The organism is Magnetospirillum sp. 15-1, from assembly GCF_900184795.1.
Lineage (GTDB): Bacteria > Pseudomonadota > Alphaproteobacteria > Rhodospirillales > Magnetospirillaceae > Phaeospirillum.
Genome location: NZ_FXXN01000028.1, coordinates 718,319 through 741,058, shown reverse-complemented (window position 1 = coordinate 741,058; position 22,740 = coordinate 718,319). Strand labels below are relative to the sequence as shown.

At 67.2% G+C, this 22,740-nt stretch carries 19 protein-coding genes; 6 read left to right on the top strand and 13 right to left on the bottom strand.

From position 1 onward, the window contains the following. Positions 1-187 precede the first annotated feature (187 nt). The 5 genes from CP958_RS24750 to CP958_RS24730 are packed head-to-tail and all read right to left on the bottom strand — an operon-like array spanning position 188 to position 6,203. On the bottom strand, positions 188-967 hold the full coding sequence (locus CP958_RS24750; protein ID WP_096704823.1) for an energy transducer TonB: 780 nt from the start codon (positions 965-967) through the stop codon (positions 188-190). A gap of 11 nt (positions 968-978) precedes the next feature. Next, on the bottom strand, positions 979-1,824 hold the full coding sequence (locus CP958_RS24745) for a DUF364 domain-containing protein (RefSeq protein WP_197706456.1): 846 nt from the start codon (positions 1,822-1,824) through the stop codon (positions 979-981). Then, positions 1,808-2,884 (bottom strand): class I SAM-dependent methyltransferase, encoded by a 1,077-nt coding sequence (locus CP958_RS24740; RefSeq protein ID WP_096704821.1) that lies wholly within the window; start codon positions 2,882-2,884, stop codon positions 1,808-1,810. The genes CP958_RS24745 and CP958_RS24740 overlap by 17 nt, the downstream gene beginning before the upstream one ends. 14 nt (positions 2,885-2,898) lie before the next feature. Beyond that, a complete protein-coding gene (locus tag CP958_RS24735; protein WP_096704820.1) occupies positions 2,899-5,133 on the bottom strand; it encodes a TonB-dependent receptor in 2,235 nt (744 codons plus the stop codon). A gap of 29 nt (positions 5,134-5,162) precedes the next feature. After that, on the bottom strand, positions 5,163-6,203 hold the full coding sequence (locus tag CP958_RS24730) for a radical SAM protein (protein ID WP_096705043.1): 1,041 nt from the start codon (positions 6,201-6,203) through the stop codon (positions 5,163-5,165). Positions 6,204-6,419: 216 nt separating this feature from the next. Between CP958_RS24730 and CP958_RS24725 the strand changes: the two genes are divergently transcribed. Genes CP958_RS24725 through CP958_RS24715 form a run of 3 tightly spaced genes read left to right on the top strand, consistent with a single transcriptional unit; the run spans position 6,420 to position 9,254 of the window. After that, positions 6,420-7,448, top strand: a complete 1,029-nt coding sequence (locus tag CP958_RS24725) for an ABC transporter substrate-binding protein (RefSeq protein WP_096704819.1) — start codon at positions 6,420-6,422, stop codon at positions 7,446-7,448. Positions 7,449-7,452: 4 nt separating this feature from the next. Next, the gene (locus CP958_RS24720; protein ID WP_096704818.1) at positions 7,453-8,445 is read left to right on the top strand and encodes an iron ABC transporter permease; all 993 of its coding nucleotides are present in this window, start codon (positions 7,453-7,455) and stop codon (positions 8,443-8,445) included. Next, positions 8,442-9,254, top strand: coding sequence for an ABC transporter ATP-binding protein (locus CP958_RS24715; protein WP_096704817.1), 813 nt, complete (start codon positions 8,442-8,444; stop codon positions 9,252-9,254). The genes CP958_RS24720 and CP958_RS24715 overlap by 4 nt, the downstream gene beginning before the upstream one ends. Positions 9,255-9,388: 134 nt before the next feature. Here the strand turns inward: CP958_RS24715 and CP958_RS24710 are convergent, their stop codons facing one another. The 5 genes from CP958_RS24710 to CP958_RS24690 all read right to left on the bottom strand — a co-directional run bounded on the left by CP958_RS24710 (position 9,389) and on the right by CP958_RS24690 (position 17,301). Next, the gene (locus CP958_RS24710; RefSeq protein WP_141400641.1) at positions 9,389-9,883 is read right to left on the bottom strand and encodes a hypothetical protein; all 495 of its coding nucleotides are present in this window, start codon (positions 9,881-9,883) and stop codon (positions 9,389-9,391) included. Continuing rightward, on the bottom strand, positions 9,880-11,415 hold the full coding sequence (locus CP958_RS24705) for an efflux transporter outer membrane subunit (protein WP_096704815.1): 1,536 nt from the start codon (positions 11,413-11,415) through the stop codon (positions 9,880-9,882). The genes CP958_RS24710 and CP958_RS24705 overlap by 4 nt, the downstream gene beginning before the upstream one ends. Positions 11,416-11,419: 4 nt before the next feature. After that, positions 11,420-14,593, bottom strand: coding sequence for a CusA/CzcA family heavy metal efflux RND transporter (locus tag CP958_RS24700; protein WP_096704814.1), 3,174 nt, complete (start codon positions 14,591-14,593; stop codon positions 11,420-11,422). A 12-nt stretch (positions 14,594-14,605) separates the two neighbouring features. Beyond that, on the bottom strand, positions 14,606-15,877 hold the full coding sequence (locus CP958_RS24695; protein WP_096704813.1) for an efflux RND transporter periplasmic adaptor subunit: 1,272 nt from the start codon (positions 15,875-15,877) through the stop codon (positions 14,606-14,608). A gap of 74 nt (positions 15,878-15,951) precedes the next feature. Further along, positions 15,952-17,301: a carbohydrate porin gene (locus CP958_RS24690; protein WP_242443134.1), complete on the bottom strand. Its 1,350-nt coding sequence runs from the start codon at positions 17,299-17,301 to the stop codon at positions 15,952-15,954. A 180-nt stretch (positions 17,302-17,481) separates the two neighbouring features. Between CP958_RS24690 and CP958_RS24685 the strand changes: the two genes are divergently transcribed. Genes CP958_RS24685 through CP958_RS24675 form a run of 3 tightly spaced genes read left to right on the top strand, consistent with a single transcriptional unit; the run spans position 17,482 to position 19,885 of the window. After that, positions 17,482-17,829: a hypothetical protein gene (locus CP958_RS24685; protein ID WP_141400640.1), complete on the top strand. Its 348-nt coding sequence runs from the start codon at positions 17,482-17,484 to the stop codon at positions 17,827-17,829. A 9-nt stretch (positions 17,830-17,838) separates the two neighbouring features. Continuing rightward, complete coding sequence (locus CP958_RS24680) at positions 17,839-18,525, top strand: response regulator transcription factor (protein ID WP_096704811.1); 687 nt, start codon at positions 17,839-17,841, stop codon at positions 18,523-18,525. Continuing rightward, a complete protein-coding gene (locus CP958_RS24675) occupies positions 18,515-19,885 on the top strand; it encodes a HAMP domain-containing sensor histidine kinase (protein WP_096704810.1) in 1,371 nt (456 codons plus the stop codon). Before CP958_RS24680 ends, CP958_RS24675 begins: the two co-directional genes overlap by 11 nt. 160 nt (positions 19,886-20,045) lie before the next feature. On the opposite strand, the gene CP958_RS24670 is transcribed toward CP958_RS24675, so the two are convergent. The 3 genes from CP958_RS24670 to CP958_RS26695 are packed head-to-tail and all read right to left on the bottom strand — an operon-like array spanning position 20,046 to position 22,698. After that, positions 20,046-21,503, bottom strand: coding sequence for an HlyD family efflux transporter periplasmic adaptor subunit (locus tag CP958_RS24670; protein WP_096704809.1), 1,458 nt, complete (start codon positions 21,501-21,503; stop codon positions 20,046-20,048). Further along, complete coding sequence (locus tag CP958_RS26700; RefSeq protein WP_197706455.1) at positions 21,479-22,015, bottom strand: TolC family protein; 537 nt, start codon at positions 22,013-22,015, stop codon at positions 21,479-21,481. The genes CP958_RS24670 and CP958_RS26700 overlap by 25 nt, the downstream gene beginning before the upstream one ends. Continuing rightward, positions 22,012-22,698, bottom strand: a complete 687-nt coding sequence (locus CP958_RS26695) for a TolC family protein (protein ID WP_197706454.1) — start codon at positions 22,696-22,698, stop codon at positions 22,012-22,014. Before CP958_RS26695 ends, CP958_RS26700 begins: the two co-directional genes overlap by 4 nt. Between the last annotated feature and the right edge of the window lie 42 nt (positions 22,699-22,740).

Below are 22,740 nucleotides of genomic sequence, written 5' to 3'. Positions count from 1 at the left end.
CCTCCCGTCCCGCGCCATTCATTGACAGGCTCTACGGCCTCGGCGCCGGGTGTTCCGCCTGCCCGCCCGAGAGACGGGACGGGGCGGATTCCGGGGCAGGATAGCGAATCTGCTCGGAGCAATTGTTATCATTTGCTGCGATATTGATCGCTAACTTCGAACATCCGGCAATTCGGCCCTGGGCCGCCTAGCCCCGCCGCAATTCGAAGACCACCGGCACGTTGATGACCAGGGCACGGCCGCCGGGAGGCGGCGGAAAGGGCGAGGCCCGGCGGATGGTGGCAAGGCCCGCTTCGTCGAGGATTTCGGCGCCGCTGCTGGCGGTCACCGTCATGGAACGCTCCTCCACCACTCCATCGGTCGCCACGCGCAGCCGGATATGGACGATGCCCCCCAGTTTCATGCGTCGGGCGGCGAAGGGATAATCCAGATGGGCCTGAAGCTTGCGCCGCACCTCGGCGAGATAGAGCCCCACCTCGTCGGCCGAGGCGGTGGCGGGCGGAGTGGAGACCGGGCGGGTGGAAGGAACCGATGCCTCGGCGGCCGACGCTCCAACTTCGACCGGCGCGGCGAGCGGGGAAGACACGGCGGAAGCGGCCACGGGCCGGGCCTCCGGCATATGGCGCGCCGGAGACGGCCGGGGCGACGGAACCGGCCTCGCCTGCGGCGCCGGCTGGGGCGGCGGGGGTCCGGGGTCCTTGACCGCCTCGGCCGGCGGCGAAACCTTGGGTTCGGGCCTGGGCGGGGCCAAGGTAATGATCTCCACCGGCAGCGGCTTGGGCGGCGGCGGCGGCGACTGGAGGTGATCGGCCGTCCAGACCAGGGCGAGCAGGATGCCGGCATGCAGCGCCACCGATACCGGCAAGGTCCAGGCGACGGAAGTCCGCCCCGCCCGCCCCGGAGGTCCAGGCTCGTCATCCCGGCACCAGCCGGCCAGGACCATGGAAAAGGTGTCCGGCGCCAGCATGGCCGCGACTCCTAGTGGCTGTTCATGACGACCCGCTCGGCGGCGCGGCCAAAAATGTGATAGCCGGAGCCCCCCTCGGCCAGCATGTGAAGCAGGCGCTTCGGGTCGGTCACCCGCACCCCGCCCAGCACCCGCACGCCCCGGAGGAAGAACGCCTCGGGCAGCAGGCTGGCGGTGGGGCCGACCACCACCACCTCGGCGCCGGGACGGACCAGGGCCAGCAGCCCCTCCAGCGTATCGTTGATCAGCGTCGTTCCGGTGGTGACCAGCACGTCGGCCCGGGGCACCTCGATGGGAGCGTCCTCGGCCGGGGCGTAGAAGGCCATCTCGTCGGGCCGAAGCGTCGCCGGGTCCTTTTCCAGGATGCGGAACGGCCCGCCGCGCGCCTTCAAAGCCTTGATCATCGGTCCCAGGGCACCGACCAGCACCACGTTGTCGCCCTTGGCGATCCTGGCTTCATCCAGGCCGTCCACGCCGCGCACCGTCTCGACCACGCCGCCGCCGCCGTCCATCACCGTCGCCGACAGGGCCGACAGCACGGCGATGGACAGTGCCCGGCGCAGGGAATTGGCCGGGCCGAGATCGTCCAGGAAGGCCGCCACCGGCCGCCCGCGCAGCTTTCCCGGCATGGGCATGGCCTGAATCGAGCTGGGGCAGCATACCGCCTCGGGGATGGATTTGATGGGGGTGGCGCAGATGCCGCCCCGCCCGTTGGACAGCATCACTCCGGTGAAGAACAGGCCGAGGACGGCCTGTTCCACCACCAGCCCACCGCAATCCCCGCCCAGCACCCGCCGGATTTCCCCGGCGGTATCGCGCAGGATGGCGCCGGGCTCGAAATCAGCAGCCACAGCCACGGCCAGCCGTCCCGCCGGCTTTCTCGCCGGGCGCCGCGCCCAAGAGGGTCCCGATGTGCAGCTTGCCCAGACCGTACGGCCCCTGGAAATCCAGTTGGGTCAGCCCGTCGAATCCCGCCTCGAGCATCAGTCCGCCGAACCGCTCCACATGACAGAGGGGATGCCCGCCCGCCGTCACGCACTTGTCCATGTCGCGCAGGCCCGACGACGACGGCTCGCAGCCCTCGCGGCAGAACCAGTGGCACGAGACCAGAAGACCGCCGGGCCGTAGCGCCAGGGCGGCACGGCGGAATACGTCGGCCACCTGTTGCCGCACGCCGTAGAGGGCGTGGGCGGCCAATACGATGTCGTGGCCCAGCCCCAAATCGCTTTCCAGCGGATGGCCGGGCAGAACGGCGATTCTCGCCTCCATGCCGTGCTCGGCCACCAGGGAGCGGGCCAGTTCCAGCTCGCCCGGCCCGGCCAGCACCGTGGCCGACAGATCACGGTTCAACTGGCAGAGCGCTATGGCGAACATCCCGGAATTGCCGCCCAGGTCCAGCAGGCTGTCGGCGGTCTGGGCATCGACATAGCCCAGCAGGGTGCGGGCCACGGCCTGCACCTCGCCGCGCAGCAGTTGCTCGGCCCGAAGGCGCTGCACCCGGACGGCGCCGGGCTGGTCCGGGGCGGGCGGCTCCTCGCACAGCAGGGCGGTCAGATCGCCCCACGGCGAGTAGGCCCCCTTCAGGGCGACCACGGTATCGCCCTGATACCAGCGGTCGCCGGGCAACAGGCAATCCCGCGCCGCCTGGGTGAGGGCGTAGCGGTCACCGTTCAGGTCCAGCAGCCGGGCGTCCACCAGCGTCTGCAGGAATGAACTCATGTACATGCCCTTCATGCCCAGCGCCGCCAGGATGGTCTTGCGGTCGGAGGGACCTTTGGCCGCCAGCCAGGGAAAAAGGCCGACGTCGATGGCGGTGCACAGGGCCTGATAGGCTTTGTACCCGTCGGTGACGGCGTTGACGGCGTCGATCCCCCTGGGCGGCGTCAGATCGGCCAATCGCCCGAACATGCTGGTCATGCTCTCCTCCCTGCTCAGAACTTCACGGATACGGTGCCGACGATGGTGCGCGGCGCGCCGACGTAATAGCTGGCGCCGCTGCTGAGATCGGTGTCGTTGGGCGCCACCTCGGCCACATAGCGGCGGTTGAGAACGTTGAGGACACTCAGCCCGGCGCTGAGGCTGCTGAGCCCCACCTCCTTGCCCAGGTCGTAGCCGGCGAAGAAGTCGGCGACGGTGTAGCCCTTGGCCCGCTCGAGAGCGGAGGAATCGCCGAAGCGGTCGCCGATATAGCGGACCACCGGCGAGACCGACAGGTCGGCCCAGCGGTAGGTCAGCCCGCCCTTGACCATGGTCTGCGGCGCGTTGGGAACCTGACGGCCCTTGGTGCCGGCGATGGCGCCGCCGGAAAGAGTCGGGGTATCGGCATCATAGGTCTCGGACGCCTGGGTAGCCGAGGCGAACACCGTCAGGGTGTTGCTGACCTCGTAGGACACCTCGAGCTCGGCACCGTACTGGGTGGTCTCGGCGTTGCCCTGGTAGTAGGACAGGTTGGAGATGGCGGGATCCACCACCTTGACCTGTCGGTTCTGGTTCTTGGCGAAGAACAGGGTGGGCACCACGGTCAGGCCGCCGGCGCTGTAGCGCGCGCTGACGTCGAAGGCGTCGGACAGTTCGGGCTTCACCTTGTCCACCAGGGTCTGCAGGCTGACACCCTTGGCCTGGAAGGCGACGCGGTTGTTGATGTAGTTGCTCGCCTGCGGTCCCCAGTCGGGACGGCCGAACTTCCGCGCGTAGGAGGCGCTGGCGCTCCATTCCGGCGAAATCTCGTGGCGGAGGCCGATATTGGGCAGCAGTTCGGCGTAATCCTTGGCCCTCACCGCCGCGTCGGCATAGGGGGTGGGATTGTAGCCCCAGATCTGGTCGTAGGAGACGTTGGGAAGCCCGGCGGTGTTGTAGTACTGCATGCTGGGCGCCCCCAGGATCATGTAGCGCAGGCCGCCGCTGATCGTGGTCTTGCCGATGGCCTGGGTGGCCTGGACATAGGGGCTGTTGACGATGAACGGATCGATCTTGGCCAGGGTCATCCAGTTGGCGAAATTGAGGCCGCCATTGGCGGTGACGGTATACTTCTTCTGATCGGTGGGCGGCGGCGGCGCGGCCATCTGCTGCACCCAATGGCCCACCGACAACTGGGTGCCGGTGCTGAAATTGCCGTTGTATTCGAAGACGCCACCCAGATTGTCGTTCTGCTGGTGCCAAACCTGCACCCCGGCGCCGCCAGAGCTGGTCTGGCCATAGGTAACGCCGTTGCTGTTCCAGTAATAGGGCTTGAACAGCAGGTGGTGGTTGGCGGCCAGGGTGACGTCGACGGTGGCCAGGGTGGCGTAGTTCTCGTACTGGGAGCGGTTGAAGTCGAAGTAGTTGACGTCGGTGGCGTTGGTGCCGGTCAGGGTGGTGTTGTAGTCGTAGCGGTAATTGCCCTTCAGGTTCTTGGTCTGGGCGTAGCTCAGCGAGCGGTAGGTATTGGCGGAATATTTGTTGTAGACCGCCGCCAGATCGACCTTGACCCGCTCGCCCAACTCCTGGCTGACCCCCAGCATGGTGTTGATGCGGTCCTGGTCGCCCGAGCCCTTCCACTTGTCGTTGGCCGTGCTGGAGAACGAAATGAAGGCCCGCGTATCGGTCTCGGGCAGCGCGCCGGTATCCAGACGGGCGAAGGACTTGCGGAAATCATACGAACCGTAGGCCTGCTTGGCCTGGACGCCGAACTTGTCCTGGGCGCGCAGCAGCCGCTGGTCGATACCGCCGCCGGCGTTGGAAATGCCCAGCGTCTGACCCGCCGGCGCGCCGCCGCGATAGATGTCCATCTGCTCGACGTTTTCCAGATCGAACAGGTCGGCGCCGCCGACGATGCCGGTAAGCGGCAGCCCTTCCACGTTGGAACTGAGGTGGAAATTGCTCTTGCCGCGGATGTTGATGTTGCGGGTCGGGCTGAGGCCGAAGGGGTCGGGACTTTCGGCCATCACCGACGGCATCAGGTCGAACGGCTTGTAAATGCTGGTCTGGGCCGGTCCGCCCAGCAGATCGATACCCGCCTTGGTGACGCTGCTCTTGGGCGTCGGCTGCGGGTCGGAAACCACCAGGGCCCCCCCGACCTCGCTCCCCGACACGCTGACCGGGTCAAGCTGGTGGGCTTCCTGGGCGACGGCTATGGCGGCGACGGACACACCGCCCAGCAGGCTCAAGGCAAATACCGACGTCTTCATCACAGTTCCCCTCTCGATCAGCTTTTTTGTCAATGCCAGTCGTCCGGCGGCAACTCGGAGCCGATGTCACGGCCCAACCCCTGGACGAACTGGCGGATCAGCCCCATGCGGCTGACCAGTTCGATGCGTTCGGTTACCGGCACCACGTCCTCGCCCGCCGGGGGCTTGGCCTTGGTCTTGCCCTGGCGCAGCGAGATGGAGGCGCCCAGCAACTGGTTGCCGCCGCCGGCCGCGTACCACAGCGGGATGTCCTCGTGGCTGTTGCCGGCGGCCAGCCCCAGGTCCACCGACGGCATCAGCAGCCGGGCCACCGCCACCAGACGGGACACCTCCCACGGCGAGCAGCGGGGCTGCCCCACCGCCTCGGTGCCGGGATAGGGCATGAAGCGCGAGAAGCGCAGATGGCGCAGGCGCGGAAACTGCTTCAGCCAGTACAGGTGATCGATACGGTCGGCCTCGCTCTCGCCCAGGCCCACCAGGATCATGCTGCGCACCGACATGCCCTCGTCCTGACAGACCTCGATCAGGCGCTTCCTGGCCTCCAGGCTGTCACCGGGCTTCACCCGGGCGAAGACCTCGGGATTGAACACTTCCAGGGAGCTGGTGACGCTGCGCACCCCCATCTGCTTGAAGCGCTGGACGCCCTGGCGGCTGAAGGACGGGCCGAGGTTGACCTCGACGTTCATGTCCGAGGCGTCGCGGATGGCGTTGATCATCTCGGCCATCTCGTTGTCGTAGCCGCCGAGGCAGCTGCCGCCCGACAGATGAAGATGGCGGATGCCCATCGCCTCCACCGCCTTCACCGAGGCCACCAGTTCCTCCATGGGGAACGACTTGACGGTGAAGAAGGTGCAGTAGGTGCACCGCGGTTCGATCTTGCACGGCATCATCGCCGAGATGCCGGCCGACCACCAAAGGGTCCGCCCCAGCACCCGGTCGCGGATTTCCGATGCGGCCTGAAACAGCCGCAGGGCCAGAACCGGCTCACGCGAGCGCCGCAGCACCTCCAGCGCCACCTCCTTCGGCGGGTCCGGCTGGCGCAATGCGTCGATCAGGCCTTGAAACTCCATGAAACGCCCCTTCCGCGACATGTTTTATAATCAAACAGATACAACGAAATGCGCCACTTTGGCTTCGTTATGTAGATGTGGTATACGTCGACTCATAGCTACCTGTTTGGCGGATCGTCAAGCATTAATCACGCAGTCGCTCAGGACACACGACAGCAGACCACCAACGATTGGTAGTTCATCGATGAATATATAAATATCAATTGGAATATAGCGATGAGAAATCCTTACCGCCTGCCTGCCCTCGCCTTGCTGTTGATCGTCACCGTGTTTCCGATCCTTCCCGCCATGGCGGAGCGGGTCGTGGTGGACATGGCGGGGCGGTCCGTCACGGTGCCCGACACCGTCCGGCGGGTCGCCACCATCGGGCCGGTCCCGGTACTGAACAGCCTGGTCTTCGCCGTCGGCGGACAGGGCACCATCGCCAACGGCCTGCCGCCCAACCTGGGCGGCGCGCGCTGGAAGTACCAGTATCTGCTCGCCCCCGGACTGGAGGCGCGCCCGGTAATCCAGGGATCGGAGGGCGGCCCCTCGCTGGAAGGCATCATCGCCCTGGCGCCGGAAGTGGTCCTGACCATGGACCGGCGCACGGTGGAGGCGGCCGAACGGGTGGGCCTTGCCACCCTCTACCTGTCATGGCGGCAGCCCGAGGAGGTGAAGGCGGTGATCGGCCTGCTGGCCCGCCTCTATGGCGTGCCGGAGGCGGGCCGAACCTATGACGCGGTCTTCGACGCCATGATGGCGCGGGTGGTGAAGCGGCTCGCCGGACGGCCCGAGGCCGAACGGCCCCGCGTGCTGTACGCCAGCCTCAAGCGCCTGACCCAGCCGCATCTGATCGCCGAATGGTGGATCGCCCAGGCGGGAGGCCGCAGCGTCACCGACGACGGGCGCACGGCCGAGAGCCTGACCTTCTCGTTGGAGCAATTGCTGGCCTGGAACCCCGAGGTACTGATCGTCTCGTCTCCGGCCGAAGTGGCCGAAGCCTATGCCGATCCCCGTTTCTCCGGGCTGGCCGCAATCCGCCATCGCCGGGTCCACGCGGTGCCCATGGGCGCGCATCTGTGGGGCAACCGCACCGCAGAGCAGCCGCTGACCGTGCTGTGGGCGGCGACGGTGATCCGCCCCGACCTGTTCGGCGATATCCACATGACCGACGAGGTGGCCGCCTTCTACCGCGACGTGTTCGGTTTTTCCCTCTCCCCGGAGATGGCCGCCGAAATCCTCGCCGGGCGGCCGGGGCAATAGGCGCATGACCCGTCTCGTCCTGCTGGCCGTCCTGGTGGTTGTCGCCGCGGTGGGATCGATCGCCCTGGGGCGCTATCCGCTGCCGCTGGGCGAGGTGCTGGCGGTGATCGCCGCCCGGCTGTCCGGGGGCGAAATCCCCGCCACGGCCGGAACGGTGGTGCTGTCGGTCCGCCTGCCCCGGGTGGTCGCCGCCATGGCGATCGGAGCGGGGCTTTCCCTGGCCGGGGCAAGCTACCAGTCCCTGTTCCGCAATCCCATGGCCTCGCCGGCCTTGCTGGGCGTATCGGCCGGCGCCGGCTTCGGCGCCGCCCTGGCCCTGCTGCTGCACCAGCCCTCCCTGGTGGTGCAGGCGGCGGCCTTCGCCGGAGGGCTGCTGGCGGTGGGCGCCTCGGTCTGGGCCAACCGCGTGCTGGGTGGGCGCTCCATGGTCACCCTGGTCCTGTGCGGCATGGTGATGGCGGCGCTGTTCCAGGCCCTGATCTCCGTGGTCAAGTATCTGGCCGATCCGGTGGATATCCTGGCCTCCATCACCTTCTGGCTGATGGGCAGCCTGTCCAGGATATCGGCCGCCGACGCCTCTACGGTAGGCACGGTGGTCGCCGTCTGCGGCGCCCTCCTGTTCGCGCTGCGCTGGCGCATCAATCTGCTGGCCCTGGGCGAGCACGACGCGGCGGCCCTGGGGGTGGAGGTCGGACGGCTGCGCCTTGTGGTGATCGTCTGCGCCACCCTGATCACGGCGGCCACGGTCAGCGTCGGCGGAATCATCGGCTGGGTGGGGCTGATCATTCCCCATCTGGCGCGGATGGTGTTCGGCCTGGACCCGGATCGCCTGGTGCCGGGCACCGCCCTGCTGGGCGCCCTCTATCTCCTGCTGGTCGACGATCTGGCCCGTACCGCCGGAGCGATCGAAGTGCCGCTCGGCATCCTTACCGCCCTGGTGGGAGCGCCGGTCTTCCTGGCGCTGCTGGCCAGGACGCAACGGGGGCACTGGTCATGATCCGGATCGAGGCGATGCGCTTTTCCCGCCACCCCGGCCAGCCCCCGGTCCTGGACGGTATCGACCTGCACGTCGAGGCCGGGCGGATCACCTGCCTGCTGGGCCCCAACGGCGCCGGCAAGAGCACCCTGCTGGACTGTATCCTGGGGCTCCATGCCGGGTGGCTGGGGACGGCCCATGTGGACGGCCACGACGTCCGGCGGCTGTCGCGCCGCCGGATGGCGCGGCTGGTGGCCTATGTCCCCCAATCGGTGCAGACCGCCTTCGCCTTCGATGTCGGGCAGATGGTGCTGATGGGCCGCGCGCCCTATCTCGGGCTGACCGCATCGCCGAGGCCGGAGGATCACCACGCCGTGGCCGCCGCCCTCGCCGCCACCGGCATTTCCCACCTGCACCGCCGTCCCTTCACCGAACTGTCGGGGGGCGAGCGGCAGTTGGTGCTGGTGGCCCGCGCCCTGGCGCAGGACGCGCCGGTGGTCATCCTGGACGAGCCCGCCGCCGCCCTCGACCTGGGCAATCAGGGACGTGTGCTGCGCCTGATCCGCGAGTTGTCGACGGGCGGCCGCACGGTGCTGATGACCACCCACGTCCCCGACCACGCTTTCGCCCTGGGCGGAGACGCGGTGCTGATGAAGCAGGGCCGCATCGTCGCCGCCGGCCCTGCCGCCCGCGTGTGCTCGCGAGATGCCATGAGCGGACTCTACGGCGCCTCGCTGCTCATGCTGACGGATAGGAAGGGCGAAGCGGCGGCCTTCATTCCGACATTGGCGGACAGCACCGCCACGGAAGAAGACGACTCAAACAGTTGATAGATGGTTTTGGATGAGTGATCCGTAGGACCGTCGTTGCGCCACGGGCGGGTCAGGCATTGGTGCTCACTGTCCGGACACCGATCTCGATCGCCGTTCGGCTTTCCGACGCGGCGGCCAGTTTCACCTCATCCTTACCTCGCCGGGCAGGGATAGGCTTGGCGGATATAGATGATGAAGGCCTGCGGTGCGCTTTGACGAAAGATATCGTCGGCGCCTTCGCGATCCCTTTCTTCCAGCCATTCCAGCAAGCCGGCCAGGATTTCCTCGTCCTTCACGCCTTCGGGCATACAGACGATCTGCTCGCCATACAGGGGCGTCACCACCCGCAGAGTTTCGAAAATGGCGGACGTGGCGGCCAGGCATTTTGTGCCGTTGCTGACCACGTACAGGTCGTTCTGGGTCAAGGGGCGACTGCCCAATTGGCCGTCGAGGATCATCATTTTCTTGACCTCGCCGCACAGCCCGAGCAGGCGGGATAGCGGCAGGGAGCGGACATTGGCCAGATGTTCTCTGGTATTGGGCTGAGAAAGCTCGGTGATGGCGCCAGCCGACTGTGGTCGCGCAAGGGCCGGCCAGGACAGGGGCGGCAAAAAGAGAGCCAGGACGGCAAAAAAGATGCGTATCACGGTTCGCCTCGCCCTTCCGATCGACCCTGCACGTCGTCCAATGCGACCGGAGCCACCGGGCGGTTCCACCAGCCCCCTCCCAGGGCTTGGAACAGCTGGACACTGTCGGCGAAACGGGCCGCTTCGGCCTGCAGGCGGGTCGTCCGCGATTGCAGCGCCACCTGCTGGGCGTTGAGCAGGGCTAGCTGGTTCACCGCTCCCAGCTCCAACTGGCGCTGGACGATGGACAGGTTGCGGTCGGCCGCCTGCTGAGCCGCCACCGCCGCGCGGTAGGCTTCGGCGTCCGCATGCAGGGAATGCAGGGTGTCCGCCACATTCTGGAACGCGACGACCACCGTGTTGCGGTATTGGGCATCGGCTTGCTCGAACAGGGCCTCGGCGGCCCGCTGGCGGTGCATCAGGGAAAAGCCGTCGAACAGCGGCTGGCTGATGCTGCCCGCCAGGGTCCAAAAGCCGGTACCCGGCGTGAACAGCCCGATCTTGGCCGGAGAATAGCCACGGTCCGAACCGCCGATCAGCGACGCCACGCTGCCCATGTCGGCGGTCAGGTTGACCAGCGGCAGGCGGGCGGCGATGGCGACGCCCACGGCCGCCGCCGCCATGTGCAGATTGGCCTCGGCCTGCAGGATGTCGGGACGCTGGCGCACCAGGGCGGCGGGCAGGCTGAGCGGCAAATCCTCGGGCAGATGCAGAAGGGCGAACTCGAAGGTCTGGGCCGGCGACTGTCCGGGCAGGCGCCCCAGCAGGGCGGCCAGGGCGTCGCGCTGGATGGCCAGTTGCTTCTCGATGGGCGGTTGGGCGGCCTCGGCCTGGGCCAGCAGGGCCTGCTGGGCCGCCACGTCGGCCTCGGCGATCTGCCCCAGGGCGAAGGCCTTGCGTTGGATGTCCAGGGCACCGGCGGCCATGCGGACGATCTCGCGCTGGGCCGTCAACTGGCCGCGCAGCATGGCCTCATTGACGGCGGCAAGAGACACGTTGGCGGCCAGGGTGAGCTGGGTGGCCTCCAACTGGAAGCGCTGGGCCTCCGCCTGGGCCTCCAGGCTCTCCATCTGCCGCCAAGTGCCACCCCACACGTCGGGGGAATAGCTCATGCTCAGTTGGGCCGTGTGCAGGTTGGCCACCGCCGAACCAGAGGTCGAGGCGGCCGAAGTCGCACCCGCCGCGTTCTTGGTCCGGTTGGAGGTGAAGCCGGCGGCGATGGAGGGGAAGAAGCCGCCGTGCTGAGCCTCGACAGCCTCATGGGCGGCGCGTAGCGCGGCCTCGCCCGCCTTGACGGTGGGATTGGCGGCCAGGGCCTCCTTGATCAGCTGGTTGAGGGCATCCGAGCGGAACAGTTCCCACCACTGGGTGGGAACGTCGCGGCCGGGCATCAGACGTTGGGCCGCGCCGGCCTCGGCATCCGCCGAGGCGGTGCGGGCGGGCAGCGGCGCGGCGGTGTAGCCGGCGGCATCGGGGGACGCCGGCGGCTGGAAGTCGGGGCCGACACAGGCGGCCGGCGCCAGGGCCAGAACGGCGATCAGCAGATGTTTCATGAAACTACTCCGCCGCATGGCTGGACAGCCCTTCCGCTTCGGTGGCCACTTCGTCCACGCCCCGGCGCGAGAACATGTCGATCAGCACCGGCAACACCACGAGGATCAGCACCGGAGCAAGCAGGATGCCTCCGACCACCACCAGGGCCAGGGGGCGTTGCACCTGCGAGCCGATGCCGGTGGACATGGCCGCCGGCAGCAGGCCGACGCAGGCGGCGAAGCAAGTCATCATCACCGGCCGCATGCGGGTCTCGCAGGCGGCGATCACCGCCTCGGCCCGGGGCACGCCATGGGTGATCAGATCGTTGAAACACTCCAGCACGATGATGCCGCCCATCACCGAGGTGCCGAACAGGGCCACGAAACCGATGGCCGCTGAGACCGAGAACGGCGTGCCGGTCACCACCAGGGCCAGGATGCCGCCGATCAGCGCCATGGGCATGACGCTGGCCGCCAGCAGGGCGTCGGTGGCGGTACCGAAATTGACGTAGAGCAGCAACCCGATCAGCAGCAGCGACAGCGGCACCACCAGGGCGAGGCGTCCCATGGCCTCCTGCATCTCGCCGAACTCGCCGGCCCAGTCCAGGCGGTAGCCGGGCGGCAGCTTCAATTCCCCGGCGATCTTGGTCTGGGCCTCGATGATGGCGCCGCCCAAGTCGCGTCCCCGGACGCTGAAATTGACCGGAATATAGCGCTGCTGGTTCTCGCGGTAGATGAACGAGGCGCCGGTGACCAACCGGACCTCCGCCACGTCGTCCAGCGGCACCTGGATCGCGCCGTTGCCGCCCGGAGCCGGGGCGCCGATGCGGATGCGGCGGATGGCGTCCAGGCTGGTGCGGTATTCCGGGGCGAGGCGGACCACCATGGGGAAGTTGCGGTCGCTGCCGTCCTCGTACAGATTGCCGGCCGCCTGCCCGCCGATGGCCGCCTGTACCGTGGCGTTGATGTCGCCGGGATTGAGGCCGAAGCGCGCCGCCCGCTCGCGGTCCACGTCGATGCGCACGGTGGGCTGGCCCAAGGCGGTGGCCACCACCACGTTGGAGATGCCGGGGATGGTCTCCAGCACCGCCTTGATGCGGTTGGCGGTACCTTCCAGGATGCGCAGGTCGTTGCCGATCAGCTTGACCGAGTTCTGGCCCTTCACACCCGAGGCGGCTTCCTGGACGTTGTCTTCGATATACTGCGAGAAGCTGACCTCGACGCCGGGGAAGCGCTGCTCCATGCCGTCGGACAGTTCCTTGATCAGCTTTTCCTTGTCCATGCCCTTGGGCCAGGTCGAGAACGGCTTCAGCGGCACGAAGAACTCGGCGTTGAAGAAGCCGGTGGCGTCGGTGCCGTCGTCCGGGCGGCCGTGCTGGGAGATGACGGTGACCACCTCGGGGAAGCTCTTGATGTAGTTACGCATCCGGTTGACGGTCGGATTGCCCGCCTCCAGCGAGATGGAGCCGGGCAGCGTGGCGCGAATCCACATGTTGCCCTCCTCGAGATGGGGCAGGAATTCCAGTCCCATCAGACGGACGGCGGCCAGCGCCGTCAGGGTCAGCAGCACCGCGCTGCCCAGCACCAGCACCCGATTGGCCAGGGCGAAGCGCAGCACCGGATCGTAACCCTGGCGCAGCTTGCGCATCAGGATGGTTTCATGCTCGCGCGCCGTGCCGCCGGCGAACATCAGCGCCGACAGGGCGGGCGATACCGTGAAGGTGGCGATCAGGCCGCCGCCGATGGCATAGGCGTAGGTCTGGGCCATGGGGCCGAAGATATGGCCCTCGATGCCCGACATGGTGAACAGCGGCACGAAGCCGGCGATGATGATCGCCGCCGAAAAGAAAATGGCCCGGTTGACCTCGATGCTGGAGGTGTAGATGGTCCCCAGATGGCCGAGCAGCCTGGCCTTGGTATCTCGCGCCTGATGCGGCTTAAGGGCGGTCGGCGCCTCGGTCAGGTGACGGAAGATGTTCTCCACCATGATGACGCTGGCATCGACGATCAGGCCGAAATCCACCGCCCCCACCGACAGCAGGTTGGCGGAATCACCCTTGGCCAGCATGATCAGTATGGCGAAGAACAGCGCGAAGGGGATGGTGGCCGAGACGATCATCGCGCTCTTCAGGTTGCCCAGGAACAGCCACTGCACCAGGAAGATCAGCACCATGCCCATGGCCATGTTCTCGACCACCGTCATGGTGGTGACCGAGATCAGGTCGCTGCGGTCGTAGATGCGTTCGACGCGCACGCCGGGGGGCAGCACGCCGGAGGCGTTGATGCGCTCCACCTCCTTGATCACCGCCTCGATGGTGGGCGCGCTTTTCTCGCCCCGGTGCATCAGAACGATGCCCTGGACAATGTCGTCGTCGGCGTCCTGGCCGGCGATGCCCAGACGGGGCTTGGCTCCCACCGTCACACCCGCCACGTCGCCCAGAAGCACCGGGCTGCCGCCGTTGGAGGCCAGAACCGTACGGCGGATGTCGTCCAGGGAATGAATCAGGCCGACGCCGCGGATCACCGCCGACTGGCTGCCGATGTTGACCGTCTGGCCGCCGACGTTGACGTTGGCGTTATTGAGGGCTGCGATCACCTGCGGCACGGTCAGGCCGAACGACACCAGGCGTTGCTGGTCGACGGTGACCTCGAACGTCTTGGTCTTGCCGCCCCAGCCGTTGACGTCGATGACGCCCGGCACGGCCTTGAAGCGGCGTTGCAGTATCCAGTCCTGGATGGTCTTGAGGTCGGTGACCGAATAGCCGGGCGGCCCGACCACCCGGTAGCGATAGACCTCGCCGATGGGGCTGGTGGGCGAAAGCTGCGGCTGCGCTCCGGCGGGCAGCGGCGGCAGTTGGCCCAGGCGGTTGATCACCCACTGCTCGGCCTCGCGATAGGTAAGGTCGTAGGTGAATTGGACCTTCACATCCGACAGGCCGAACAGCGAGATGGTGCGGATGGACGCCACATGGGGGATGCCGGCCATCTGAACCTCGATGGGGATCGAGATGTAGCGCTCGATCTCCTCGGCCGACTGGCCGGGATTCTGGGTGATGATGTCCACCATGGGGGGGACGGGATCGGGGTAGGCCTCGATGTTGAGCCTGAGAAAGCCGATCAACCCGGCCACCATGGTGAGCGCCAGCAGCAGCACCACCAGGACCCGCTGACGCAGGGCGAAGGCGACGACCTCGTTCATGCCATCTCTCCCTCAACCGCCCTTGCCGGCCCGGTCGATGAACAGGGCGCCCGCCGTGACCACCCGGTCATCGGGGCCCAGTCCCTCGACCACCTCGACCAGCCCGTCGGCCGAGCGGCCGGGACGGATGGCCTTGAGGCCCAGGACGCGGCTTTCACCGGCCACCCAGACCCGGGCCTCGTCACCCTCGAAGATCACCGCCTCCTGCGGCACGGCGGTGGCGGCCCGCTCCTCGCCGGTCAGGATGCGGAAGCGGGCGAACATCTCGGGCTTCAGCGCCCCGTCGGAATTGTCGATCACCGCGCGGACCGGCAAGCGGCGCGTCTGGGCATCGATGGCGGCGGCCACATAGCTGAGGCGGGCCGAGAAAGTACGGCCCGGCAGGGCCAGCACGCCGACCTCGATGGGCTCGTCGCCACGGATGCGCGGGGCGTCGGCCTCGCGCACGTTGGCCACCAGCCAGACGCTGGACAGGTCGCCGATGGAGAAGACCGGATTGGCCCCGCCCGACGAAGCGTTGGAGATATATTGTCCGACGCCCACCTGGCGGCTGACCACCGTCCCCCCGATGGGGGCGCGCACAATGGCTTCCGCCCCCATGCGGTGGCTGTCGGCGGCATGCTCGATGGCGGCGATTTCCTTATCGCTCTTGCCCAGGATGGACAGCCGGTTGCGGGCGGCGGCCAGGGCGATCTCGGCGGTACGCAGGTTTCCCCGCGCCGAGGCCAGATCCGATTGAGCCTGCTGCCAGTCCTTGAGCGAGCCGCCGCCGGCTTCCTTCAGGTCGCGGGCCCGGCGCTCGGCGACCTCGGCCAAAGTCAGTTGGGCACGGGCCGTACCGGTCTGGGAGGTGGCGGCGATCAGGTCGTTCTGGCCCTGGACGAACTCGCCCGCGTCGACGGCCAGCAGCGGGTCGCCGGCCCGGACCGTGTCGCCGGCCCGGACGAACACCCGCGTCACCCGCCCCGAATAGGGCGAGAACACCGGGGTGATGCCGTCCTCGTTATAGGCGATGCGGCCATCGGTCTCCTCGATGGGGCGGAACACGGCATGGCGGACGGGCTCGATGGTCAGCGCCGCCCACTGGGCCTCGGTGGCACGGAAGGTGCCCGGCGGCAACGCCGGGGCCGAGGCGGATTCGGCCTCGGTATGGCGGCCGAGACTGGGCAGAGCCAGGAGCAGCAGGGCAGCGACGGCTGCCCCGGCTCCGAGCATCACCACCTGGCCCCGGAGGGTCAAACGGCGTACGGCTTTCGATCCTGACTCGGGTGCGTCGAAGCTCATCTTGCCGCTCCAGTTGGCGAAAACTCATGCATCATCAGAGGCGCCCGAGCTTTCATGGGCCTTTCGCCATCGGCTCAGAGCTTGAATACCGTACGCAGGCCGACAACCCAGGCGTCGGGAATGCGCAAGGAGGTGCCCTGCCACGAGGCGCCGCCGCCGGGATGGGCGATGTACTGGACATCGGGAACCACGGTCCACCAAGGCGTCACCGCCGCGCGGTAGAGCAGTTCGACGGCAGCCTCGTAATCCCGGACCGGCCCGTTGCCGGTGCCGAAACGGATGGCGTCGCGATCCTGGGCGGCCAGGGCGCGGCTCATACGGCCATAGGCGAAGCCGAGGCCGGCCACGTCATCCTCACGGTCGTCCAGTATGCCCTGCCAGGTCAGGCCGACCTCGCCGTAATAGGGCATCTGGTTGCGGTCGTCGGGGCCGCCCATCAGGCGGGTGAAGGCGCCGATATTGCGCTTGGGCGCCTCGGCATCGCGCCACAGCATCACATCGGCGATGCCGTAGATCTCCCAGTTGCCGCGCCGCCCCAGGGGAATGCCGCTGGAAGCCGAACTGCCCAGCGAGGCGCCGCTGGTGGACCAGTGGGGATCGTCGAACCGCCCGGTATGGACCCAGCCGCCCAGCTTGACCATGGCGGGCAGCCCCTCGGAATCCTTGTCGCTGCCGTAGGCTCCCTCGGCGAAGAAGACCGGGGGCGTCTTGAGCCGGACGTTGAGGCCGTCCACGTTCTTGCGGGTGGGGTCCTGGCCGCGCGGGTTGCCGGCGGCCGAATCGCCGTCGAACGCGGCGATCATCAGGCTGGCCTTGTCCATGGGCTGGACCGCCAGACGGGCGCCGGTGGTGGCCAGGGGATAGGCGCCGCCGGCGTTGACGAAGTTGGCGGCGAAGCCGATGGGCCAGCCGAAGGTGCCGTTGATGAAGTAGGCGCCGTAGGCGCTGACCACGAACTCCTCCTGCCACGGCATCTGGCCGATCCGCAAGGATGCCTGGTCGTCGGCGAACTTCTGTTGCAGCCACATGGACCAGATGCGGGTATTGGGGGCTGCCTCGATGTCGCGCACGGTAAACAGGTTGCCGACAAAGTTGTTGGACAGGCCGCGCCCGTGCAGTTGGAAGGTGCTGATGTGGAAGGTCAGCCCGTCCCAGCCGGCCAGCTTGGCGAAGTCGGCGTCCAGGTCGATCTCCAGATTGCCCATGGCGACGGCCCGGCGGCGGATGCCGCCCTTGGGGTTGCCCAGGACGTCGCCGGTATAGCTGCCGGACAGCTTCAGTCCCTGCTCCTCGGCGGCACTGCGCAGGCCGCCCCAATCACCGGTCATGGTGTCACGGGTCCAGACGTCGTCGTCGGCCATTGCGGCTCCCGCCGCCACCAGGGCCAGCGTCGCCGCCACTCCCCCCAGGAACGTCCGCGCCATGTCCTTGCCCCCTGTCTTCTGCTGTCCCGGCGGGAGCGGTATCAGTACCGGCTTTCATTCTCCTTTCAGGGCTGGCGGGCCGTGCGAAATGTTGATGAAAGCTTCGGTGTCTACCGGTTGCGGGAGGCTTCGGCACCGATTTCGCCGTCGCCACCCGACTTGGCAGTCCGGAGACGGATCGTGACGAACAAGATGATGGCCGGTTTGGTTTTCGCCGTGCTCGTACTCGGCGCGATTCCCCTTCAGCGGGCGTCGGCGGATGACGGAGTGTGCGGCGAGGAGATCGAAGCCGCCAACGCCGAATGGCGCTACAAGTTTCCCTGGGGGCCGTCGCAGAAGCCGGGCAGCAACGCCGTCATCGAGGATCGTCGGGGGCACCGCTTCTCGGTGGTCGAATACGAATCCATGCACCGGCGCCTCAACTCCGGCCGCCGCCTGTGCCACGGCGGCGACACCGACGGAGCCCATCATCAAATTCAGATTGTCCGCCAGTGGCTTTCCCCGGAAAATGGCCCCATAAATCAATGAGGTCGTGGCGTGCGCCTGCTGCTGATCGAGGATAACGTTCGTCTGGCGGGCCTGATCGTGCAGGCCCTCGAACGGGAGATGTTCACCATCGATTCGGTGACCGGCATCGAGGACGCCCGCGCCGCGCTGGATGTCGCCAGCTATGACGCGCTGATTCTCGATCTCGGGTTGCCCGACGGCGACGGTCTCGACATGCTGCGCCGTCTGCGCAGTGCCCGGGACCCGGTTCCCGTTCTGATTCTGAGCGCCAGGGAACGGCTGGACGATCGTTTGGTCGGGCTGAATGCCGGGGCCGACGATTATTTGGCCAAGCCGTTCGCCATGCAGGAGCTTTCGGCCCGCCTGCGGGCCATTCTCCGCCGACCGGCGGCCATGGCGCCCGCCAGCCATGCCCTTGGCAACCTGTCCATGGACGATGCCGCCCATCAGGTCGACGTGGACGGAAGGCGTCTCGATCTGCCCCGGCGCGAGCGCGCCGTGCTTCGCCTGCTGTTGCGCAACAAGGGGCGGCTGGTTCCCCGCCAGGCCATCGACAACGCAGTGTTCGGCTTCGACAGCGAGGTGGGGAGCAATGCGCTGGAAGTCTATGTCTCGCGGCTGCGCAAGCGGTTGCAGCAGGCCGGCGCCGACGTGGTCATCAAGACCGAGAAGGGGATCGGCTATATCCTGACCTGGGGCGGCGGCGATGGCCAATAAGCCGGGACCCTCGCTGCTGCGCGCCCTGGCGATCGACCTGCTGATCGTCCAGGCCGTCGCCCTGGCCGTGATCTTCTTCGTGTTCGTCCAGCGTCTGGAGGCCACCGTCGAGGAACTGGAGACCCGCGACATGCGCGAGGTAGCCCAGGACCTGTTCTCCCGCCTCAGCCTTGCCAATGGTGCCGACCTGTCGCTGTCGCCGGGCGAGATGGCCCGGTTTTCGCCGTCCTACGGCCGTTACGCCTTCGCCGTTCTCGACGGGAAGGGCAACGCCCTGCTTTCCTCCCACACTCCGCCGCGCCCCCTGGCCCCACTGGGCGAGCACGATGCAAACGGGCGCTTCCAGGCCCGCATGGACGGCGCCCTGCTATGGGGCGTCGAGGTGGGGGCACGCATTGACGGCCAGCCCATATTCATCCAGGTGGCCGAGGACATGAACCACCGCGACGTGTTGATGGACGAGATCGTGTCGGGCTTCGTGGCCCGCGCCTCATGGCTGTTGGCGCCGCTGTTCCTGGCACAATTGGGCTTCGCCCTGTTCCGCATGCATCGCCGTTTCCGTCCGGTGCTGGCCGCCTCGCGCACCGCCGCCGATGTCCATCCGCACCGCACCGCCAGCCGGATCGCCAGCCGGGGGGTACCCACCGAAATCCTGCCGCTGGTCGAGGCCGCCAATTCCGCCCTGGCGCGCATCGAGCAGGCGTTTCATGGGCAGCGCGAATTCCTGGGCCATGCCGCCCACGAATTGAAGACGCCGCTGGCTATCCTGCGCGCCCGAGTCGAGATGCTGGACCAGGAGGGGTTGCGACGGGAATTGGAGACGGATCTGGCGGTGCTGTCCCGCCTGGTGACCCAGTTGCTGCGCGCCGCCGAAGTGGAAAGCACGGGTGAATTCGCGTCCGTTCCCGTCGGCTTGATGGACCTGTCGTCAGCGGTCGCCGATTACCTCCAGCCGGTGGCCGCCAAGTATGGAAAACGCATCGTCGTCAGTGGCGACGATGACGTCCAGGTCACCGGATGCCGCGAGACCATCGGACAGGCCATCAACAACCTCGTGGAAAACGCCATCTATCATACCCCGCAGGGTACCGATATCGAGATCACGGTGGCAGGAGGGGTAAGCCCGGAGATACGGGTGCGCGACCATGGTCCGGGCATCCCACCGGCCGAGCGCGAACTGATCTTTCAGCGATTCTGGCGCAAGGACCGGGATAGGGGCAATGGCGCCGGGCTCGGACTCTCCATCGTCAGGCGGGCCATGGAACTCCATGGCGGTACCGTTCGGATGGAAGATGCGCCGGACGAGGGGATGGTATTCGCGTTGCAGTTTCGGGCATCAGCCGAAACGCCCCCGGATTGACGCGAGCCGCCGTTACGGAGAGTGACGCGCCACATGCGGCATTGACCGGCTGAAGGTCAGTCGATGGAGGTAATCACCGAACGGCTCTCCTTGCGGTCGGCGTGATCATGCGCTCCAATGGCCGCCCCGGCCCGACTTCAGGCAATACCGTGACCTGCCCCTAACGGCCTCCACCGAGGCCGATGGCTTCGGAAAGGGGGGCCGTCCCCGATGGCGACGGCACACCGGAGGTTCTGGACGGGTCGATGACAACGGCATCACCGGCGGCCAGACCCTCCAATATCTCGACTCCATCCTCGGTGGACCGACCGGTTACCACGGCTACGGAACGGTCCCGCCCGGAAGAATGGTCGCGGACAAGCGCAAAGGCGCCGCTTCCGCCCTGGTGGATGGCGGCGGTGGGAACGACGATGGCGGCCGCATTCTCGTACATAATGATCGACAGGGCCGCCGACATGCCGACACGGACGCGGCCCTGTTGGCTCTCGGGCAATGACGGGACGGCGACCATGACCTCGAAGGCCGCGCTACGGCCTCCCGAGGCGCCGGCACCGGATGCCGCCTGGGCCGACACGCGCACCACCCGACCCGTCAACGGCATGGAACCGAAGGCATCGCCGGTGATTTGAACCGCCATTCCCTCGGATACCCGATTGACATCGATTTCATCGACCTGGGCGACAATCTTCAAGGTTGCGGTATCGGCCACGGTAAACATCGGCTGGCCCTTCGTGACACGGCTGCCGATTTCGATTTCAGCCGGGGACGAAGCCCCCTTGCTGTCGGAAGATGCCGCCGGCCGTAGCAGGAGGCCCCCGGTCGGCGCCTCGACCAGCCCGGCATCCATCCTTCGCTTCAACTCGGCCAGTCGCCTGTGGGCTGTCTCCAGTTCCAGGGCAGCCAGAAGGCGATGGTCGGAATCGCCTCGCTTCAGGGCGGCCTCCAACTCCTGCTTGGCCGAGCCGAACTGCAATTGCTGAGCCTTCAATTGCTCGGCCACGCCGTCATATTCGACGCGCGGGATGATGCCCCGTGACAGCAGGGTCTTGTCTTCGTGTTCCTTGCGCTCGAGTTCATCGACCTTCATCCGGGCGGCGATCATGGCATTGCGCGCCCGCATGACCTCGGGCGTCGTGCCCCAGGACTGCATGTCCCGCATCGCCCCTTCGGCCTTGATGCTGGCCGCCTCGGCCTCCCGCATCTGCAACTCGATCTCGCTGGTATCGAGAACCAGAAGTGCCTGCCCCTTTTCCACGCGCACGCCGAAATCGATCAGCTTTTCCTTGATGGCCCCGTCGAAAGGGGCGATCACATTGACGATCCCGCCCGGCTCGACGGTTCCGACCAGGGACAGGCGTCGGATCAGCGGGCGCTGGTTCACGGTGAAGATCGAAGGACCGGTGGCCGAGGCCGTCGGCTGCTGCCCGCCACTCAGCACCAAGCCGATCGCGGCGAGCATCCCGGCCGTCGCCGCCAGAGTGATCCATTTGCGCCGGAGCGACCAATCCCCGGCGAGGCGCAAACGGCATGCGACAAGACGCGCCCCCGCCATGGCAAGGGTGGAGGCATGGCCGGCGGACAGGAAACGGGCTTTCAATCGTCCAGCGAGATTTGCCATGTGTCGAGGGTGGTTCCCACCTGTTGGTCGAGGATTGTCTGGGCGTTGAGATAGTCGATCATGGCGTTGACCCGAGCGCTCTCGGCCCGCCGCAGGTCGGTTTCGAAGCTGAGAACCTGAAAGTTGGAGGATCGCCCGAGCCGCAGCTTCTCCCGTTCGATGCCCATCTTGCGGGCGGTCAGGTCGCGAGCGCGGTGCGCGATCTCTAACTGGCGCCAGCGCGCCTCCACATTGCGAACCGCATCGCGGGTCTGGCTTTCCACCTGCTGGCGGAGGTCGTCGAATTTCAACTCGGCGGTCTTGACCGCCACCGAGGCCGTGACTTCCGCCTGCTCCGTGGACATGTCTCCCAGCGGCACCACCACTTGCACGCCGCCGTAAGTATTGCGCCGGGTGCGTGGCTGGCTCGGGTCTTGCCGACTCGCACCGGCCCCGCCGACGGCGGAGACATCCCACAGCCTTTTGTTCCTGGCGACACCCAACGAGAGCTTGGCACGCTCGATGGTGATCATCTGCGCCAGTCGGCCATTCGCCCGGACTCGATCAGGGCGCGGTTGACGCCGAGCAGGTCGCGGGAGCGGGCCAGGCCATCCCGGCCGAGGCGTTCTTGTTCCTGGGCCAGCAGAAATGTCCGATAGGCTTGAATGATGTCCGTGACCGTCTGGGCCAATGTTGCCTTAAGGGCAAGATGGTTGGTCTTTTCGTCCAGCCGGGCGATGCGGACCGAGGCCATGGCGGCATCAAGGCCACCGTTGCGCAGAAGGGGTTGAATGACGCTCAGGCTGAGGTTCGAGGCCGTACTTCGCTCACTGCCGCCGATTTTGTCGGAGGTGTTGGCCCAACTCAGGGCCACCTGTGTGCCGATCGGAGTGGTCATGGTGGCGACCGGCGTCACATCGGCCGAAGATCCCGTCGCCCCCAGGTCGCGCCGCGCCAGATAGGAGGCGGCGATGGTCAGCTTGGGGGTGAACTTGTCCTCGGCGACCCGCAGGTCGAACTTCTGCGCGATCCGCTGGAGATAGGCGCTGCGGATCGTCCGATTATCCCGCAGGCCCAGCGCCACCGCCTCGGGCAAGGTCAGTTCGATCCGTGGCCCTTCCGCCGCCGGTAGCGCGGCGGAGATGGGGGGCTTTGGCTTCGGCCCGCCGGCCTGGGCATAGGCGGTCGGAGACGAGAGCGCACAGGCCGCGATCATCAGCCACACCGCTCCCATCGTTTGGCCCTGGGAAAATCGCAC

Excerpts from the sequence above, each read along its gene's own strand:
- CP958_RS24750 (WP_096704823.1), bottom strand. The coding sequence starts at position 967 with ATGCTGGCGCCGGACACCTTTTCCATGGTCCTGGCCGGCTGGTGCCGG.
- CP958_RS24740 (WP_096704821.1), bottom strand. The coding sequence starts at position 2,884 with ATGACCAGCATGTTCGGGCGATTGGCCGATCTGACGCCGCCCAGGGGG.
- CP958_RS24735 (WP_096704820.1), bottom strand. The coding sequence starts at position 5,133 with ATGAAGACGTCGGTATTTGCCTTGAGCCTGCTGGGCGGTGTGTCCGTC.
- CP958_RS24730 (WP_096705043.1), bottom strand. The coding sequence starts at position 6,203 with ATGGAGTTTCAAGGCCTGATCGACGCATTGCGCCAGCCGGACCCGCCG.
- CP958_RS24725 (WP_096704819.1), top strand. The coding sequence starts at position 6,420 with ATGAGAAATCCTTACCGCCTGCCTGCCCTCGCCTTGCTGTTGATCGTC.
- CP958_RS24720 (WP_096704818.1), top strand. The coding sequence starts at position 7,453 with ATGACCCGTCTCGTCCTGCTGGCCGTCCTGGTGGTTGTCGCCGCGGTG.
- CP958_RS24715 (WP_096704817.1), top strand. The coding sequence starts at position 8,442 with ATGATCCGGATCGAGGCGATGCGCTTTTCCCGCCACCCCGGCCAGCCC.
- CP958_RS24705 (WP_096704815.1), bottom strand. The coding sequence starts at position 11,415 with ATGAAACATCTGCTGATCGCCGTTCTGGCCCTGGCGCCGGCCGCCTGT.
- CP958_RS24700 (WP_096704814.1), bottom strand. The coding sequence starts at position 14,593 with ATGAACGAGGTCGTCGCCTTCGCCCTGCGTCAGCGGGTCCTGGTGGTG.
- CP958_RS24695 (WP_096704813.1), bottom strand. The coding sequence starts at position 15,877 with ATGAGCTTCGACGCACCCGAGTCAGGATCGAAAGCCGTACGCCGTTTG.
- CP958_RS24690 (WP_242443134.1), bottom strand. The coding sequence starts at position 17,301 with ATGGCGCGGACGTTCCTGGGGGGAGTGGCGGCGACGCTGGCCCTGGTG.
- CP958_RS24675 (WP_096704810.1), top strand. The coding sequence starts at position 18,515 with ATGGCCAATAAGCCGGGACCCTCGCTGCTGCGCGCCCTGGCGATCGAC.
- CP958_RS24670 (WP_096704809.1), bottom strand. The coding sequence starts at position 21,503 with ATGGCAAATCTCGCTGGACGATTGAAAGCCCGTTTCCTGTCCGCCGGC.
- CP958_RS26700 (WP_197706455.1), bottom strand. The coding sequence starts at position 22,015 with ATGATCACCATCGAGCGTGCCAAGCTCTCGTTGGGTGTCGCCAGGAAC.
- CP958_RS26695 (WP_197706454.1), bottom strand. The coding sequence starts at position 22,698 with ATGATCGCGGCCTGTGCGCTCTCGTCTCCGACCGCCTATGCCCAGGCC.